We start from the raw sequence: 16,899 nt of genomic DNA, 5'->3' as shown, positions 1-16,899 counted from the left end.
ATTAGAAAAGTTGTTTGGATTTAGGAAAAAAAGATAGGAGTATTTGGATGAAAGCAATAGAGAAAATCTTTGGAACCCACAGCGAGAGAGAACTGAAGCGTATTTACCCACTGATCGATAAGATCGAGGCATTGCGACCGGATATGCAGGCATTGTCTGATGAGGAGCTCAGGGGAAAGACGAAAGAATATAAAAAGAGACTGGAAGACGGTGAGACGCTTGATGATCTCCTCCCTGAGGCTTTTGCCACGGTAAGAGAGGCGGCAAAGCGTGTTCTTGGCATGGAGCATTACCGGGTACAGCTGGTCGGTGGTGTGATCCTGCATCAGGGACGTATTCCGGAGATGAAGACCGGTGAAGGTAAGACCCTGGTTTCCACGGCACCGGCATACTTAAACGCACTGGAAGGCAAAGGCGTTCATGTCGTTACGGTCAATGATTATCTGGCAAAGCGTGATGCGGAGTGGATGGGAAAGGTACATGAATTTCTCGGACTTACCGTTGGCGTGATCTTAAACGGAATGGACAATAAGGAGCGTCAGGCGGCATACAACTGCGACATCACTTATGTGACCAACAATGAGCTTGGATTTGATTACCTGAGAGATAACATGGTCATCTATAAGGAACAGCTGGTGCAGAGAGGCCTCCACTATGCGATCATCGATGAGGTCGATTCCGTATTGATCGATGAGGCGCGTACCCCGCTTATTATTTCAGGACAGAGCAGCAAGTCCACCAGACTTTACGAAGCATGTGATATCCTTGCGCGTCAGATGCAGCGTGGCGAAGATCAGCAGGAATACACCAAGATGGATGCCATCATGGGCGTGGAAGTGGAAGAAGACGGCGATTTCGTTGTCAATGAAAAGGACAAAGTCGTAAACCTGACCGAGCAGGGGGTAAAGAAGGTTGAGAACTTCTTTAAGATCGAAAACCTTGCCGATCCGGAAAACCTTGAGATCCAGCACAATATCATCCTGGCGCTGCGCGCGCACAATCTGATGTTCCGTGACCAGGATTATGTGGTTAAAGATGATCAGGTCATGATCGTAGATGAATTTACCGGACGTATCATGCCGGGACGCCGTTATTCGGACGGACTGCATCAGGCGATCGAGGCAAAGGAACATGTGAAGGTCAAGAGAGAGAGCAAGACGCTCGCGAACATCACATTCCAGAACTTCTTTAATAAATATAACAAAAAAGCCGGTATGACCGGTACCGCTCTGACAGAGGAAAAAGAGTTCCGTGATATTTACGGCATGGACGTTGTCGAAGTACCGACGAACCGTCCGATCGCCCGTATCGATCATGAGGACGCGGTATACAAGACCAAGAAGGAAAAATTCAAGGCGGTTGTCGATGAGGTGGAGAAAGCACACGCAAAAGGACAGCCGGTACTGGTCGGTACGATCAATATCGATACATCCGAACTTTTGAGCGGCATGTTAAATAAACGCGGGATCAAACATCAGGTCTTAAACGCGAAATACCATGAGCTGGAGGCTGAGATCGTAGCACAGGCAGGTACGCACGGAGCGGTAACGATCGCGACCAACATGGCAGGCCGTGGTACGGATATCAAGCTGGATGACGAGGCAAGAGCGGCCGGTGGATTAAAGATCATCGGTACCGAGCGTCATGAATCCAGACGAATCGACAATCAGCTGCGCGGACGTGCGGGACGTCAGGGAGATCCGGGGGAATCCCAGTTCTTCATCTCACTGGAAGATGATCTGATGCGTCTGTTCGGTTCCGAGAAACTGGTAGATATGTTCAACACACTTGGTGTGCCGGAAGGAGAACAGATCCAGCACAAGATGCTCTCAAGCGCGATTGAGAAAGCACAGAAGAAGATCGAGGCAAACAACTTTGGTATCAGAAAGAACCTCTTGGATTACGATCAGGTTATGAATGACCAGAGAGAGATCATCTACGACGAGAGACGCCGTGTATTAAACGGAGAGAGTATGCGTGACGTGATCTACAAGATGATCACAGACCGTGTGGAAGCAGCAGTGGATACCTGTATTTCCTCTGAGCTTCCGCCGGAAGAATGGGATGTCAATGAGCTGAACCAGCTTCTGATCCCGCTCATTCCGTTAGAGCCGCTGACACCGGAATCCATTAAGGAATACAAGAACAATAAAGAATTAAAGCACAGCCTCAAAGAAAAGGCAGTGAAATTATACGAAGCCAAAGAAGCGGAGTTCCCGGATTCAGAAGCAGTCCGTGAATTAGAGCGTGTCATCCTCTTAAAGGTCATCGACCGCAAGTGGATGGATCACATCGATGATATGGATCAGCTGCGTCAGGGTATCGGACTTCAGGCATACGGCCAGAGAGATCCGCTCGTAGAATACAAGATGGCAGGATTTGATATGTTTGATGCCATGATCTCCAGCATCCAGGAAGATACCGTACGTCTTCTGTTCCATGTACGCATCGAGCAGAAAGTAGAACGTGAGCAGGTGGCAAAGGTAACCGGAACCAACAAGGACGAGAGTGCGCAGAATGCTCCGAAAAAGAGAGAAGCTGCAAAGGTATATCCAAATGATCTCTGCCCGTGCGGAAGCGGTAAAAAGTATAAATACTGCTGCATGAACAAGCAGTAAAAAAAGACAGGAATGGTAAGAAGATCCGGTGTTCCGGGAAAACGGAATGCCGGATCTTTTACTTTATAAGAAAGGGTTGATTCCGGGAAAAGAATTCGTTATAATACGAACGAATACAAGGGGCGGAAGAGTTTTAGACGAAGAAACAGGAGGTAATACGAGATGCATTGTACGAGAAAAGTAACGGATCATATTTACTGGGTGGGCGGAAGCGACAGACGTCTTGCCCTGTTTGAAAACATTTTTCCGATCAAAAGAGGCGTATCTTATAACGCGTATGTGGTAATGGATGAAAAAACAGTTCTTCTGGATACGGCGGACAGTTCGATCAGCAGACAGTTTTTTGAAAATCTGACTCATGTGCTGGATGGAAGGACGCTGGATTATCTGATCGTAAATCACATGGAACCGGATCACTGCGCGCTGATCGAGGAGCTGCTGCTCCGCTACCCGGATCTCACGCTGATCGGAAACGCGAAGACATTTCAGATGATGAAGCAGTTTTTCGACTTTGATGTGGATGCGCATGCCACAGTTGTCAAAGAAGGAGATACTTTTTCAAGCGGAGAGCATGTGTTCCACTTTGTGATGGCACCGATGGTACACTGGCCGGAGGCGATGGTGACTTACGAGGAGAAAACAAAGATCCTGTTTTCTGCGGACGGCTTCGGTACGTTCGGAGCGTTAAACGGAAATATCTTTGCGGATGAAGTGGATTTTGACCGCGACTGGCTGGATGACGCGAGAAGATATTATACAAACATTGTCGGAAAATATGGTATGCAGGTGCAGAACCTGTTAAAGAAAGCGGCCGGACTTGATATCGCGATGATCTGCCCGCTGCACGGCCCGATCTGGCGTGAAGATCTCGGCTACATTCTGGATAAGTACAATACCTGGAGCAGCTACGCACCGGAAGATCAGGCAGTCATGATCGCATACGCTTCCATGTACGGAAATACCGAGAATGCGGCAAATGTGCTGGCGGGGATCCTTGCCGACAAGGGCGTAAAGAAGATCGTGGTATATGACGTGTCAAACACGGATGTGTCGGAACTGATCTCAGAGGCGTTCCGCTGCAGCCACATCGTTCTTGCGGCACCGACCTATAACGGCGGCATTTACCCGAAAATGGAGAATTTTCTTGCGGACATGAAAGCACTGAACGTCCAGAAGCGTAAGGTGGCATTTTTAGAGAATGGAACCTGGGCGGCAACCAGTGGAAAGCAGATGGCAGAGCAGGTAGCGGCGTTGAAGGAGATGACGGTGATCTCGGATACGCTTACAGTGAAATCTGCGCTGAAAGAAGACCAGTATGCGTCACTGGAAGAACTGGCAGACAAGATCGTGGCATCAATGGAATAACGGATCAGAGAGGGATGCGGAATGCATCCCTTTTTGTTTAGGAATTGTTTAGTTGTGTCTGCGCCGGTCTGCGGTATAATGATTCTATAGGATAAAAATGCAGAGAGGCTGGAGCGACATATGAGAGAGAACACGGTCAAAAAGAGGATCTTTTATTCCAATGCGCGGATGGTGCTTGTCACACTGGCCGTATTTTTCCTGATCAATCTGGCGGTGGTGAAAATATATTCCGAATCGGTGGAACAGGAACTGAAAGCGGGCATTGGTCAGTATGTGAGTAAAAATGAACTGAAAGATCTGGTGGAGGACTGGACGATCCACAGAAACAGTTTCCTTTTGCTGTTTCTTTTGGATGGCGTGCTGTGCATCACGGCGTTACTTCTTTTAAGCCAGATATTTACGAGGCGTCTGACCCGCAGTATCATGGAGCCTCTGGATGCGCTGGAGGAAGGGGCGCGCAGGATCCGGAGCAACGAACTGACACAGGATATTGTATACAGAGGAGAAGTGGAATTTGAAACCGTCTGTGAAACGTTTAACGATATGCAGAGGCATATCCTGGAGGAGCAGGAGAAAAACCTAAAGTATGAGAAAGCGCGGACGGATATGATCGCCGGGATCTCGCATGACCTTAAGACACCGCTTACGGCGATCCGCGGTACGGTAAAGGGACTTTTGGGCGGGATTGCCGCGACACCCGAGCAGCAGGAGCGTTTCCTAAAAGCAGCGTATAAGCGGACCGGGGATATGGATGTGCTGTTAAATCAGCTGTTTTATCTCTCGAAACTGGAGACGGGCGGGATGCCGTTATCACCACAGGTTGTGGAGATCTCCGCTTTCCTGCGGAAATATGTAAATGAAAAGATAGAATTTTTGGAAGAAGAAAAAGAACAGATCGGATTTGAAACCAACGGAGCCTGTGCGGAGGTTTTCATAGATACGCAGCAGTTTGGGCGGATATTGGACAATCTTCTGGAAAACAGTGAAAAATACAGCGGGGCAGAACCGCTTCAGATAAGGGTCACACTGCAAAAACATTCGGTTTTCGGACAACGGTATGGGCGTGCCGGAGGACAAACTGCCGTTTCTGTTTGATGAATTTTATCGGGTGGATGAATCCAGAAATGAGAAAAAGGGCAACGGACTCGGGCTTTATATTGTAAAATATCTGGTTGAGGCAATGGGCGGAAGCGTCCGGGGCGGAAAATGAAAACGGACTGGTGATCTGTATAAAGCTGCCGGTTGCGGAAAAGAAGGGAGTGTAGAAGAATGCCAAAAGAGAAAAAAATCCTGATCGTGGAGGATGATGAAGATATCAGCATGGTCGAGGAAGCTTATCTGGAAGCGGCGGGGTTTGAGACAAAGATCGTGACAGACGGGATGAAAGTGGCGGAAACACTGGAAAACGGGGATTTCGCGCTGATCCTTTTGGAGCTGATGCTCCCGGGAAAAAGCGGATATGAGGTATGCCGGGAGATCCGGGATAAGTGGGATATCCCGATCCTTATGGTTACGGCAAGAACAGAGTCCATGGATAAGATCCGGATCCAGGATCTGCGTATTCTGGTAGACAGCTGGAAAGTATACAAAGGCGATCAGGAGATCCGCTTCCCGAACCGCGAATTTGAGCTGTTAAAATTTCTCGCACTGCATCCGAACATTGTGTTTTCCAACGAGCAGCTCTTTGAAAAGATCTGGGGCTATGATTATGCCGATGACAGCGCGACCGTCATGATGCATATCAACCGCATCCGCAAAAAGATCGAGGATGACAGCAAAAATCCGAAGATCCTGGAGACTGTGTGGGGCGCGGGATACCGACTCAATAAATAGAATAAAGTTTAGAAACTGTTTAGGAAATTACCTCCTGTTTGTTTAGCGTGGACTGTTATGATAGCCACAGAAAACAAAACAGGAGGTCTTTTTTATGTTAAAAGAAGGAGTAAATGGATTTTGCATGGCACTGGCGGACAGTGTGCCCGGAGTTTCCGGCGGGACGGTCGCGTTTATCATGGGATTTTATGACCGCTTTATCGGTGCTATTCATGATATGGCATTTGGAGGAATGAAGGAAAAAAAGGAGAGTGCCCGTTATCTGGTAAAGCTTGGTGCCGGGTGGATCGTTGGAATGGTGCTTGCGGTACTTGCGCTGTCGGCACTGTTTGAAAACCATATCTATACGGTAAGTTCACTGTTTGTCGGGTTTATCGCGGGGGCGATCCCGCTTATCCTGAAAGAGGAAAAAGACAGCTTCCGTGAGGTAAAAAAGGGCATCCTCTTCGGGATTCTTGGCATCGTGATCGTAGCGGGGATCACCTGGTTAAACGGCAGAGTAGGCAGTGCATCGATGAACCTTGGGAATTTTTCCGTCGGGCTTGGCATTAAGCTGTTTTTTATCGGTATGGTTGCGATCTCGGCAATGTTTCTGCCGGGCATTTCCGGTTCCACACGGCTTTTGATCTTCGGCGCCTATATCCCGGTCATTACCGCAGTGCGTGCATTTTTCCTATTTCCCGTGTCTTGTGTTCTTCGGATGCGGTGTGTTAGCAGGCGCGGCAACCGTCGTAAAGGGGATCAAGGTCTGCCTGGAAAAATTCCGGCCGCAGACGGTATATCTTCCTTGGCATGATGATCGGTTCTTTTTACGCGATCAAGATGGGACCAACCACGTTAGAAACCGTACAGCCGGCGCTTGGATTTGCGAATTTTAACCTGATCGCAGCGGTTATTGGTGTAGCAATGGTACTCGGCATGCAGGTGGTAAAAGAAAGAAGTGCTTCTGGCGACCGTTAAATTTGAAAACGGAAATGGGGACAAAAGAGGAAAGGGATGGCGTGATGGCAGTTGTGATGATACCGGCGTATCAGCCGGACAACAGACTGGTGGAGATTACAGACCAACTGTGGGTGAACGGATACAGGATCATTGTGGTCGATGACGGAAGCGGAGCACAGTACCGGCATATCTTTGAAAAGTTAAATGACACCTGCATTGTGCTGCACCATGGAGAAAACCGTGGAAAAGGAGCAGCCATTAAGACAGGACTTGACTATATCAGAAAAGAAATATGGGATGCCGGCGTGATCGGAGTGATGGATGCGGATGGACAGCATCTGACAAAAGACATGATAAAGCTGCTTGAATATGCGGAAAGTCACACAAAGACGCTGGTGCTCGGCACGCGGACGGTGGAACGGGAGATGCCGCTAAAATCGCGGCTTGGAAACCGGATCACACGGGCAGTATTCCGGTTTGTGAGTGGCGCCAGGGTCTCGGATACCCAGACGGTCATGCGCGCGTTTGGCGCAGGGCTTCTCCCGAAACTGCTTGCCGTGAAGGGCGAACGGTATGAATATGAGATGAATGTTCTTATCGAAGCGGTGAAAGCACATATTCCGATCGCAGAGATAAAAATCCATACGATTTACACAGACCGCAGGAATACCGGTTCCCATTTCCGGAGATTCCGGGATTCATTCCGTATTTATAAAGAACTTTTAAAATTTAATGTGTCATTGACACCGAAAGAACATGTACATGGGAGAGTGAAAAGATGTTAAGAAGAATCCTTGCAGTTTTGCTGGATCTTTCGGTGTCGGTGCTGATCCTTCTGGCAGTCTGGATCTTTTCTTATAAATTGCCGCAAAGCGGGATCAGGGCAGAAACACAGGTAGCGGAGATCGGGGCAGGGGTACAGATCTTTGAGAGGACACAGATCAGACGGGATACCACGGACTGGCACGCAAAATTTGCGGATAAATTTACCGATACGGTCGTGGCAACGGATACTTCTTACACCAGCCCGGATCTCTCGGGGGTGCTTCGGGCAGTCGGGGAAATGCGAAAAGCGGATCTTGCGGTAGCCGTTGTTCTCGCAGTCGGTTATGTGTCGGCAGAAGGATGGATGATCTGGTATCTGTTAAAAGGCATGTGTGGAACATCTCTTTGGCGCTGCATTTCCTGTTCGTTTATCGGATTTTTCTTTTCGGGGATCACGCCGTCCGCGACCGGTGGGCAGCCCGTGCAGCTGTATGATATGAAAAAGGATGGAATCGCGCTGTCGGCATCTTCGGTGGTACTGATGACCGTAGCGCTTTTTTATAAAGTGGTGCTTGTTCTGCTGGGAGCAGGTATCGGGCTGTTCTGGCGTATGTCGTTAAAAGATTATATGAAAGGGTATTACGGACTGTATTTTTTCGGACTGCTCTGTAACGCGGCGTTTGTCCTGCTGTTGCTTTTCGTCATGTTCTCGCCGGAAAAGATCCGTGCATTTATATACCGGATGGATGATCTTTTTACCCGCATCGGAATCTGGAAAAAATCAGATAGAAGAAAGAAGAAAACAGATGCGTTTCTGGACGGATACCGCGAAACGGTCTGCTTTTTTAAATCCCACAGAAAAGTGATCGCAGTCATATTTGCGGTGACCTGTCTGCAGCGTCTGTTGTCCTGCGTTGGAACGTATGCAGTATACAGAGGACTTAGGCTTTGCGGAACCGGAGTGATGGACATTGCGCTGCTTCAGGCGGCTGTTTACATTACCGTGGAGATCCTGCCGCTTCCCGGTGCGCAGGGAATTTCAGAAGCAGTCTATCATACGGCGTTTTCCGGTATTTTTCCCGGAACGAGCCTTCTGGTGTCCATGTGCGTGACGCGCGGCATCAGTTTTTACCTGAATCTGCTGATCGGGCTTATCGTGTTTGGGGTGAGGATGATGGGCGGAAAGAACAAAAAGTAAAAAGAAAAGTACAGAACAAAAGTTCGATTTTGCTCTGTACTTTTCTTTCTTATTCTGCTATAATTAAAATAACTTGTAGAATAATAGTTGCCGGTGATATGTTTTGGAGGGGATAAATATATAAATGATGATATTGAAGGTTTAACTATAGTTCTAATAATCTATATTAACGAAGGAAATTGGATAAAACAGATTTGAATATTGGGAATTTATCTTTAAGGAAAAATTATTATTTACTCAGCAGAGATTTTGCGAATAACAAATGATTGTCGTATGCGAGTTAAAAAGAAAATATATGAGGAAGGTTGGGGCGTTATGTGTAGGAAAAAGGAATTGAGTTTTTCAATATTTGTATTATACAGTCTTGCAGACAAATGGAAAATGACGCCGACTGAGGTATATAAGATATTAAATAAGACAGGTATTCTGGATGATTATGTGATCGGATGTTATGATGTTCTCCATACGCAGGGAAAAGAATATTTGGTGGAAGATATTACGGAATTTGCGAGGGAGAAAGGGGTTAATGTATGATTGTTTATCATGGCTCAACAGAAATCATAAAAAATCCGGATGTAGTTCATTCAAAAAAATATTTGGATTTTGGCAGAGGGTTTTATATTACATCATTTGAGCAGCAAGCAAAAAAGTGGGCAGTGCGCAAAGGCATGCGTCAGGAAAAATCAGCCATTATCAATGTCTACGAATTGTTGGAAGACTGGAGTGGATTTCGGGTACTGTCATTTGAAAAAGAGAATGAGGAATGGCTTGATTTTGTCTGTGCGTGCCGTAAAGGTGAGTCATTAAATCAGGAGTATGATATTATTATAGGAAATGTAGCGGATGATGATGTGTTTAAGACGGTTGATATGTATTTCAGAGGATTGTGGGATAAGAAAAAGGTTCTGGAAGAACTGCGGTATTATAAGATGAATAACCAGATCTGTATTGTGAATCAGGAAACGTTGAACCGGGTAATCACTTTTCAGAGAGCATATGAGGTAGAACGGGATGACGGATAAAAAACAGTTGGAAGAAGTATATAAACAGAACTTGGAGGACGATATCATCAATGCGGTTTCAGAGATGAAGGGGATTGATTTGAGAAAAGCATTTGATATATATTATTCAAGCAGATTGGCAGAACAAGTTGAAAAGGGCGGTTATGGAATAGAAAATATGGATGCAAAATATCTTGCGGAAGATCTGATTGAAAATGAACCGGAACTTTTTGAGTAAAAATTGGAAATTTATTTACATGAAATTGATATTTCAAATGACATGGGGGAATGTATAGTGAATGAAAAAATATATTATCATTATTGTTCGGTAGATACTTTTTTTAATATTATGCAAACGTCAACATTACGATTGGGAAATCCTCTGTCAATGAACGATTCAGCAGAAATTATATGGTTCTTAGAATTAGTAGAAAAATATGTTGATCAAAAAGGAATTTATAGGGAAATATCTGAGAAATGGGAACTAGTAGAAAAAATGATGAAAAGCATCATACATGAAATAGATTTTCCGTATATTTTATGTCTCTCTAAAAGTAGTGATGTTTTGAGTCAATGGCGTTCGTATGCGAATGATGGAAAAGGAGTTGCTATAGGAATTGATGTAGATGTATTGTTGAGATATAGTAATTTATTATCTGGGAACGAAATAATATATAATTCGGAAGAGCAGATGAAATTATTGGGCGGAAAGGGGATTGATAAGCCGCTTGGTGAATTAAACAGGGCAATTATCAATGATGATGAGGCAACGACTTATAATAAAATTAGAATATTGGTTTCATATCTTTTAGAAGATGCAGTCAAATGCAAGAATCCTGCATTTAGTGAGGAAGACGAGTATAGAATATCTTGCGTGCCAAATAAGAGCGATGAAGGAAAAATTAGTGAAATTAAATTTAGAATAAATAATGAAGTTATTTTTCCGTATCGGGAAATTTGTTTTGGTAAGATTAAACATAATCTAATAAAAGACATTACGATAGGTCCCAAATCATTAATAAATAATAGAAATTTATGCTTGTTTTTAAAACAACAGGGCTTCAAGTGGGAGGAAAATAAAGAAAAATGGAATCAGCATGTAAAGACGTCGAAAGCAACTTATAGATAAATGTGATACATGGCCAGATTATTTCGACCATGAGTTGACAAAATTTTTTATATGAAAAGTACAGAACAAAAGTTCGATTTTGCTCTGTACTTTTCTTTTTTATTCTGCTATAATCAGAGACAGTTCATGGAATAATAGCAGAGAAGAATGATGTCGGTACATCCAGATATTATGGAAGTGGCAACTGGTGTCGTATAGAGAAAAAGTGGACATGAACAGGGCTTGTGACGGATATTATCACAAGGAAAATTATGGTAAATAGATGTAAACGTTAGAAGATAAAATGAGATGTTTTATGAACGGTAAGAATAAGGGGATAAATTAATGAACCAAGAACATCAAGTTGTTTTATACCAGGTGGAAGGCACGAATATTTGTGTAAATGTAATGTTTAAAGAAGAAACTTTTTGGATGAAAACGCAACTACCGAGTTATTCTCGATAGTTCAAAATGAGAGACAGCGTAACGTTAAAAGAAAAGTAAAATGTTATAATTTGGATGCGATTATAGCTGTTGGCTATCGAGTAAATTCTAAGAAGGATACACGTTTTCGACAGTGGGTTACTAAAACATTAAAAGAAGTATCACGCTTAAACAGACTGGTAACGATGTTTATTGATTATGCAGAATTAATGGCTGAAGATGAGATATTAATGAGCATGCAAGACTGGGTTGATCAAACGAATCAGTTTTTGGAGAATAATAGGCGAAAGGTACTGGCTGGAAAAGGAAAGGTTTCTCATGATGCTGCTATGCAAAAAGCTGAGAAAGAGTATGAAGTATTTAGGGTTAAACAGGATAGAGAATATGTTTCTGAATTTGATCGGGAAGTAGAAAAATATCTTAAAGGTTAGGATAAAAATGTCATGAAAAAAAGAATGTTGTCTAGAAGTAGAAAATATAAAGGAGAGGATCTATAATGGATCATTTTGTATTGCATTCCCCATACCAGCCGACCGGTGACCAGCCGCAGGCAATCGAAAAATTAGTACAGGGCTTTAAAGAGGGCAATCAGTTTGAGACACTGCTTGGTGTTACCGGTTCCGGTAAGACCTTTACAATGGCGAATGTCATTGCGGCGCTCAACAAGCCGACGCTTATCATATCACACAACAAGACGCTCGCGGCACAGCTTTATGGGGAGATGAAGGAATTCTTCCCGGAAAATGCGGTCGAGTATTTCGTTTCCTATTACGATTACTATCAGCCGGAGGCGTATGTTCCGTCTACGGACACTTACATTGCGAAAGATTCGGCGATCAATGAGGAGATTGACAAGCTGCGTCTGTCTGCGACAGCGGCGCTGGTGGAACGGCGGGATGTGGTGGTGGTTTCCTCGGTTTCCTGTATTTACGGCCTGGGCAGCCCGGAAGACTTTCTGGGAATGATGGTGTCGCTGCGTCCGGGTATGGAGCGGGATCGTGATGATGTGATCCGCCAGCTTATTGATATCCAGTACACACGAAACGATATGGATTTTCACCGTGGTACCTTCCGGGTGCATGGAGATGTCCTGGAGATCTTTCCGGCAGACCGTGGGGATACGGCAATCCGCGTGGAGTTCTTCGGAGATGAGATCGACCGCATTGTGGAGATCGATGTGCTGACCGGCGAGATCAAGAACAGCCTGCAGCATATCTCAATCTTTCCGGCATCGCATTATGTAGTGCCGCAGGAAAAGATCAATCGTGCGTGTGATGAGATCGAAAAAGAGCTGGAAGAACGGGTGCGTTTTTTTAAGAGTGAGGACAAGCTGTTGGAGGCGCAGCGCATTTCGGAGCGGACGAACTTTGATATCGAAATGTTAAAAGAGACCGGATTCTGCAGCGGCATCGAAAACTATTCGAGACCGCTTGCCGGGCTTCCGGCGGGGGCAACGCCGCATACCCTGATGGATTATTTTAAGGATGATTATCTGATCATCGTTGACGAGTCCCATATCACGGTGCCGCAGGTGCGCGGAATGTATGCGGGCGACCGCTCCAGAAAAATGACTCTGGTGGATTACGGATTCCGGCTGCCATCGGCACTGGATAACCGTCCGCTCAACTTTGAGGAGTTTGAAGGCAAGATCGACCAGATGCTGTTTGTCTCCGCAACGCCGAATGTGTATGAAGAAGAGCATGAGCTGCTGCGTGCGGAACAGATCATACGTCCGACCGGACTGCTGGATCCTGAGGTGGAGGTCCGTCCGGTAGAGGGACAGATCGATGACCTGATCGGAGAGGTCAATAAGGAAATCGAAAAGAAAAACAAAATTCTGATCACAACGCTGACGAAAAAGATGGCGGAGGATCTGACCGAGTATATGCGGGAGATCGGCATCCGGGTGAAATATCTGCACTCCGATATCGATACTCTTGAGCGCGCCGAGATCATCCGGGATCTGCGTCTGGACGTGTTTGACGTGTTAGTCGGCATTAACCTGCTGCGTGAGGGTCTGGACATCCCGGAGATCACGCTGGTGGCGATCCTGGATGCGGATAAGGAAGGCTTCCTGCGTTCGGAGACATCGCTGATCCAGACGATCGGGCGTGCGGCGCGAAATTCGGAAGGACATGTCATTATGTATGCGGATACGATCACGGATTCCATGCGTGTGGCGATCGATGAGACCATGCGGCGCAGGAAGGTGCAGCAGGCTTACAATGAGGAACATGGCATCACACCGACTACGATCAAAAAGTCTGTGCGTGATCTGATCAGCATCTCAAAGAAAGTGGCGCAGGAGGAGATGGAGTTCGAGAAAGACCCGGAATCCATGAGCCAAAAAGAACTGGAAAAGCTGATCAAAGATGTGACAAAAAAAATGCAGAAGGCTGCGGCGGAACTCAATTTCGAGGCTGCGGCAGAGCTGCGTGACAAGATGATAAACTTAAAGAAAATGTATGAAGAAACCAAAAAGCAGTGAGGTAGAACATGGCAGCAAAGGAACGGAAATATATAAAAATACGGGGAGCAAAAGAACATAATTTAAAGGGAATCGATGTGGACATTCCAAGAGACGAGTTTGTGGTGCTGACCGGTCTTTCCGGTTCGGGAAAATCATCCCTTGCGTTTGACACGATCTATGCGGAAGGGCAGAGACGTTATATGGAGTCGTTGTCTTCCTATGCGAGACAGTTCTTAGGGCAGATGGAAAAACCGAATGTGGAGAAGATCGAAGGCCTTTCACCGGCGATCTCGATCGACCAGAAGTCAACGAACCGCAATCCGCGTTCGACGGTCGGAACGGTGACAGAGATCTATGATTACTTTCGTCTGCTGTATGCGCGTATCGGTATCCCGCATTGTCCGAAGTGTGGCAGGGAGATCCGCAAGCAGACCGTGGATCAGATGGTGGATCAGATCATGTCCATGCCGCAGGGAACAAAGATACAGCTGCTGGCTCCGGTGGTCCGGGGCAGAAAGGGTGAGCACCAGAAGCTGTTAGAGCGTGCAAAGCGAAGCGGTTATGTGCGTGTGCAGGTGGATGGCAGTGTGTATGAGCTAACTGAGGAGATTAGGCTGGACAAAAACAAAAAGCATAACATCGAGATCGTTGTGGACCGTCTGGTCGTAAAACCGGGCATCGAAAAACGTCTGACCGATTCGATCGAGAATGTCTTAAATCTGGCGGAAGGGCTTATGACCGTGGATGTGATCGGCGGGGAGCCGGTGCAGTTTTCCCAGAGCTTTTCCTGCCCGGACTGCGGGATCAGCATTGATGAGATCGAGCCGCGCAGCTTTTCTTTCAACAATCCGTTCGGTGCCTGCCCGGAATGTTACGGACTGGGCTACAAGATGGAGTTTGACGAGGATCTGATGATCCCGGATAAGCAGCTTTCACTTGCGGAAGGTGCGATCCAGGTTATGGGATGGCAGTCGTCTGCGGATCCGTCCAGTTATACTTACGCGACATTAAAAGCACTGTCAAAAGAATACGGATTTTCCTTAAATACCCCGTATCAGGAACTGCCGGAGGATGTGCGCCATATGCTGATCTATGGCACCGGAGGCAGAACGGTCAAGGTGCATTACCGCGGACAGCGCGGAGAGGGCGTGTATGACGTTGCATTCGAGGGACTGATCCAGAATGTAAACCGGCGTTACCGTGAGACCGGGTCAGATGCGATTAAGCAGCAGTATGAGGAATTCATGCGAATTACCCCTTGTAAATGCTGTGGCGGACAGCGTCTGAAAAAAGATGCGCTGGCGGTTACGGTTGCGGATAAAAACATCTATGAAGTAACTTCCTTGTCCATACGAAAACTGCAGGAATTTCTAAATGATATGCAGCTTACCAGGCAGCAGCTTCTGATCGGGGAACAGGTGATCAAGGAGATCAAGGCACGCGTAGGATTCCTTGTCGATGTCGGACTGGATTACCTGACACTGGCGCGCGCAACCGGAACGCTCTCCGGCGGAGAAGCACAGCGTATCCGTCTGGCGACACAGATCGGTTCCGGTCTGGTCGGAGTGGCATATATTCTGGATGAGCCGAGCATCGGTCTGCATCAGCGCGATAATGACAAGCTGCTTGCTACATTAAAGCACTTAAAAGACCTCGGAAACACACTGATCGTGGTGGAACATGACGAGGATACCATGCGTGCGGCGGACTATATCGTGGATATCGGGCCGGGAGCCGGCGAACATGGTGGAGAAGTGGTTGCGGTCGGAAATGCCGAAGAGATCATGAAAAACAAAAAGTCTTTGACCGGGGCGTACCTGAGTGGAAGAATTCAGATCCCGGTTCCCGAAGAACGGAGAAAACCGACCGGATTCCTTACGATCAAAGGTGCAAGGGAGAACAATCTGAAGAATATCGACGTGAAGATCCCGCTTGGCATCATGACCTGCATTACCGGTGTGTCCGGTTCCGGAAAGAGTTCACTGACCAACGAGATCCTCTACAAACATCTGGCGAGGGATTTAAACCGTGCGCGTGTGATCCCGGGTAAGCACGACGATATCCTCGGACTGGATCAGCTTGACAAAGTTATCGATATCGACCAGTCCCCGATCGGACGTACCCCGCGTTCCAATCCGGCAACCTATACGGGCGTGTTTGACATGATCCGTGATCTGTTTGCGGCGACACCGGATGCAAAGGCGAGAGGTTATAAAAAAGGACGTTTCAGCTTCAATGTAAAAGGTGGCCGCTGTGAGGCATGCTCCGGAGACGGAATCTTAAAGATTGAGATGCACTTCCTGCCGGATGTCTATGTCCCGTGTGAAGTGTGCGGCGGAAAGCGTTATAACCGTGAGACGCTGGAAGTAAAATACAAAGGAAAGAGTATCTATGATGTGCTCAATATGACGGTTGAAGAGGCGTTAAAGTTCTTTGAAAATGTGCCGTCGATCCATCGGAAGATACAGACGCTCTATGATGTGGGACTTTCCTATATCCGCCTCGGACAGCCGTCCACAGAACTTTCCGGCGGTGAGGCGCAGCGTATCAAGCTGGCAACGGAGCTCAGCAAACGTGGTACCGGAAAGACCATTTATATTCTGGATGAACCGACGACCGGACTGCACTTCGCGGATGTCCACAAACTGATTGAGATCCTGCGCAGACTTTCGGACAGCGGAAATACGGTCGTAGTCATTGAACACAATCTGGATGTGATAAAGACTGCGGACTATATCATTGATATGGGGCCGGAAGGCGGAGACGGCGGCGGAACGGTGATCGCCGAGGGAACGCCGGAAGAAGTGGCGAAGGTGAAAAAATCCTACACCGGTCAGTATGTCAAAAAATATTTAGAGCAGGGAAAAAAGAAAAAATAGAGAAATAAAAAAGGCGCCTGTGCTGCGGAAGATGCAGCGCGGGCGTTCCTGTCAGGAAACCGGACATATCCGGATCCGCCCGGATCAGATGCAAACCTGGAATAAAAAAAGCTGATATGAAAATCATATCAGCAATAGTTTCGGGGAGTACTTCCCAAATTCCGAAGAACCTGGGAAGCATGAGTTATGAAAAATTATATTAGCTTAATTAGCTAGTACGCTTGTTACTATACGGTATAAATGTGTCTAAAGTATGAACAAATTATAAAAAAGATA

16 protein-coding genes are annotated in these 16,899 nt (G+C 46.5%); all 16 read left to right on the top strand.

The features are described 5' to 3' along the window. The first annotated feature begins 47 nt into the window (after window positions 1-47). Window positions 48-2,618: a preprotein translocase subunit SecA gene (gene secA / locus H8Z76_RS02155; RefSeq protein WP_186981518.1), complete on the top strand. Its 2,571-nt coding sequence runs from the start codon at window positions 48-50 to the stop codon at window positions 2,616-2,618. Window positions 2,619-2,780: 162 nt separating this feature from the next. Beyond that, complete coding sequence (locus H8Z76_RS02150) at window positions 2,781-3,983, top strand: FprA family A-type flavoprotein (RefSeq protein ID WP_147617828.1); 1,203 nt, start codon at window positions 2,781-2,783, stop codon at window positions 3,981-3,983. A gap of 120 nt (window positions 3,984-4,103) precedes the next feature. After that, window positions 4,104-5,078, top strand: a complete 975-nt coding sequence (locus tag H8Z76_RS02145; RefSeq protein WP_243240384.1) for a sensor histidine kinase — start codon at window positions 4,104-4,106, stop codon at window positions 5,076-5,078. Then, complete coding sequence (locus H8Z76_RS13540) at window positions 5,041-5,193, top strand: ATP-binding protein (RefSeq protein ID WP_243240383.1); 153 nt, start codon at window positions 5,041-5,043, stop codon at window positions 5,191-5,193. Before H8Z76_RS02145 ends, H8Z76_RS13540 begins: the two co-directional genes overlap by 38 nt. A 59-nt stretch (window positions 5,194-5,252) precedes the next feature. Beyond that, window positions 5,253-5,816 carry a response regulator transcription factor gene (locus H8Z76_RS02140; protein ID WP_186981517.1) on the top strand — a complete coding sequence of 188 codons (564 nt, stop codon included), beginning with the start codon at window positions 5,253-5,255 and terminating at the stop codon, window positions 5,814-5,816. A gap of 94 nt (window positions 5,817-5,910) precedes the next feature. Then, window positions 5,911-6,612, top strand: a complete 702-nt coding sequence (locus H8Z76_RS02135; RefSeq protein ID WP_330594928.1) for a DUF368 domain-containing protein — start codon at window positions 5,911-5,913, stop codon at window positions 6,610-6,612. After that, the gene (locus H8Z76_RS13840) at window positions 6,609-6,776 is read left to right on the top strand and encodes a hypothetical protein (RefSeq protein WP_330594927.1); all 168 of its coding nucleotides are present in this window, start codon (window positions 6,609-6,611) and stop codon (window positions 6,774-6,776) included. Before H8Z76_RS02135 ends, H8Z76_RS13840 begins: the two co-directional genes overlap by 4 nt. 2 nt (window positions 6,777-6,778) lie before the next feature. Beyond that, the gene (locus H8Z76_RS02130; protein ID WP_186981516.1) at window positions 6,779-7,543 is read left to right on the top strand and encodes a glycosyltransferase family 2 protein; all 765 of its coding nucleotides are present in this window, start codon (window positions 6,779-6,781) and stop codon (window positions 7,541-7,543) included. After that, window positions 7,537-8,721, top strand: a complete 1,185-nt coding sequence (locus tag H8Z76_RS02125) for a lysylphosphatidylglycerol synthase transmembrane domain-containing protein (protein WP_186981515.1) — start codon at window positions 7,537-7,539, stop codon at window positions 8,719-8,721. Before H8Z76_RS02130 ends, H8Z76_RS02125 begins: the two co-directional genes overlap by 7 nt. 333 nt (window positions 8,722-9,054) lie before the next feature. Next, on the top strand, window positions 9,055-9,255 hold the full coding sequence (locus H8Z76_RS02120; RefSeq protein WP_243240382.1) for a DUF3791 domain-containing protein: 201 nt from the start codon (window positions 9,055-9,057) through the stop codon (window positions 9,253-9,255). Beyond that, window positions 9,252-9,743: a DUF3990 domain-containing protein gene (locus H8Z76_RS02115; RefSeq protein WP_186981513.1), complete on the top strand. Its 492-nt coding sequence runs from the start codon at window positions 9,252-9,254 to the stop codon at window positions 9,741-9,743. The genes H8Z76_RS02120 and H8Z76_RS02115 overlap by 4 nt, the downstream gene beginning before the upstream one ends. After that, window positions 9,733-9,960 carry a hypothetical protein gene (locus tag H8Z76_RS02110; protein WP_186981512.1) on the top strand — a complete coding sequence of 76 codons (228 nt, stop codon included), beginning with the start codon at window positions 9,733-9,735 and terminating at the stop codon, window positions 9,958-9,960. The genes H8Z76_RS02115 and H8Z76_RS02110 overlap by 11 nt, the downstream gene beginning before the upstream one ends. Window positions 9,961-10,110: 150 nt before the next feature. Continuing rightward, entirely contained in the window at window positions 10,111-10,851 is a 741-nt protein-coding gene (locus H8Z76_RS02105; RefSeq protein WP_186981511.1) for a DUF2971 domain-containing protein, read from the top strand. A gap of 407 nt (window positions 10,852-11,258) precedes the next feature. Then, complete coding sequence (gene rhuM, locus H8Z76_RS02100; RefSeq protein WP_243240381.1) at window positions 11,259-11,705, top strand: RhuM family protein; 447 nt, start codon at window positions 11,259-11,261, stop codon at window positions 11,703-11,705. 65 nt (window positions 11,706-11,770) lie between these two features. Beyond that, window positions 11,771-13,762 (top strand): excinuclease ABC subunit UvrB, encoded by a 1,992-nt coding sequence (uvrB, locus tag H8Z76_RS02095; RefSeq protein ID WP_207723083.1) that lies wholly within the window; start codon window positions 11,771-11,773, stop codon window positions 13,760-13,762. Window positions 13,763-13,770: 8 nt separating this feature from the next. After that, window positions 13,771-16,623 carry an excinuclease ABC subunit UvrA gene (gene uvrA, locus H8Z76_RS02090; protein WP_186981510.1) on the top strand — a complete coding sequence of 951 codons (2,853 nt, stop codon included), beginning with the start codon at window positions 13,771-13,773 and terminating at the stop codon, window positions 16,621-16,623. Window positions 16,624-16,899: the final 276 nt, after the last annotated feature.

The organism is Roseburia yibonii (genome assembly GCF_014297335.1).
In the GTDB taxonomy this organism is placed as follows: domain Bacteria; phylum Bacillota; class Clostridia; order Lachnospirales; family Lachnospiraceae; genus Roseburia_D; species Roseburia_D yibonii.
The sequence above is the reverse complement of the archived record's forward strand: the minus strand, read 5'-3'. Positions and strand labels throughout refer to the sequence as shown.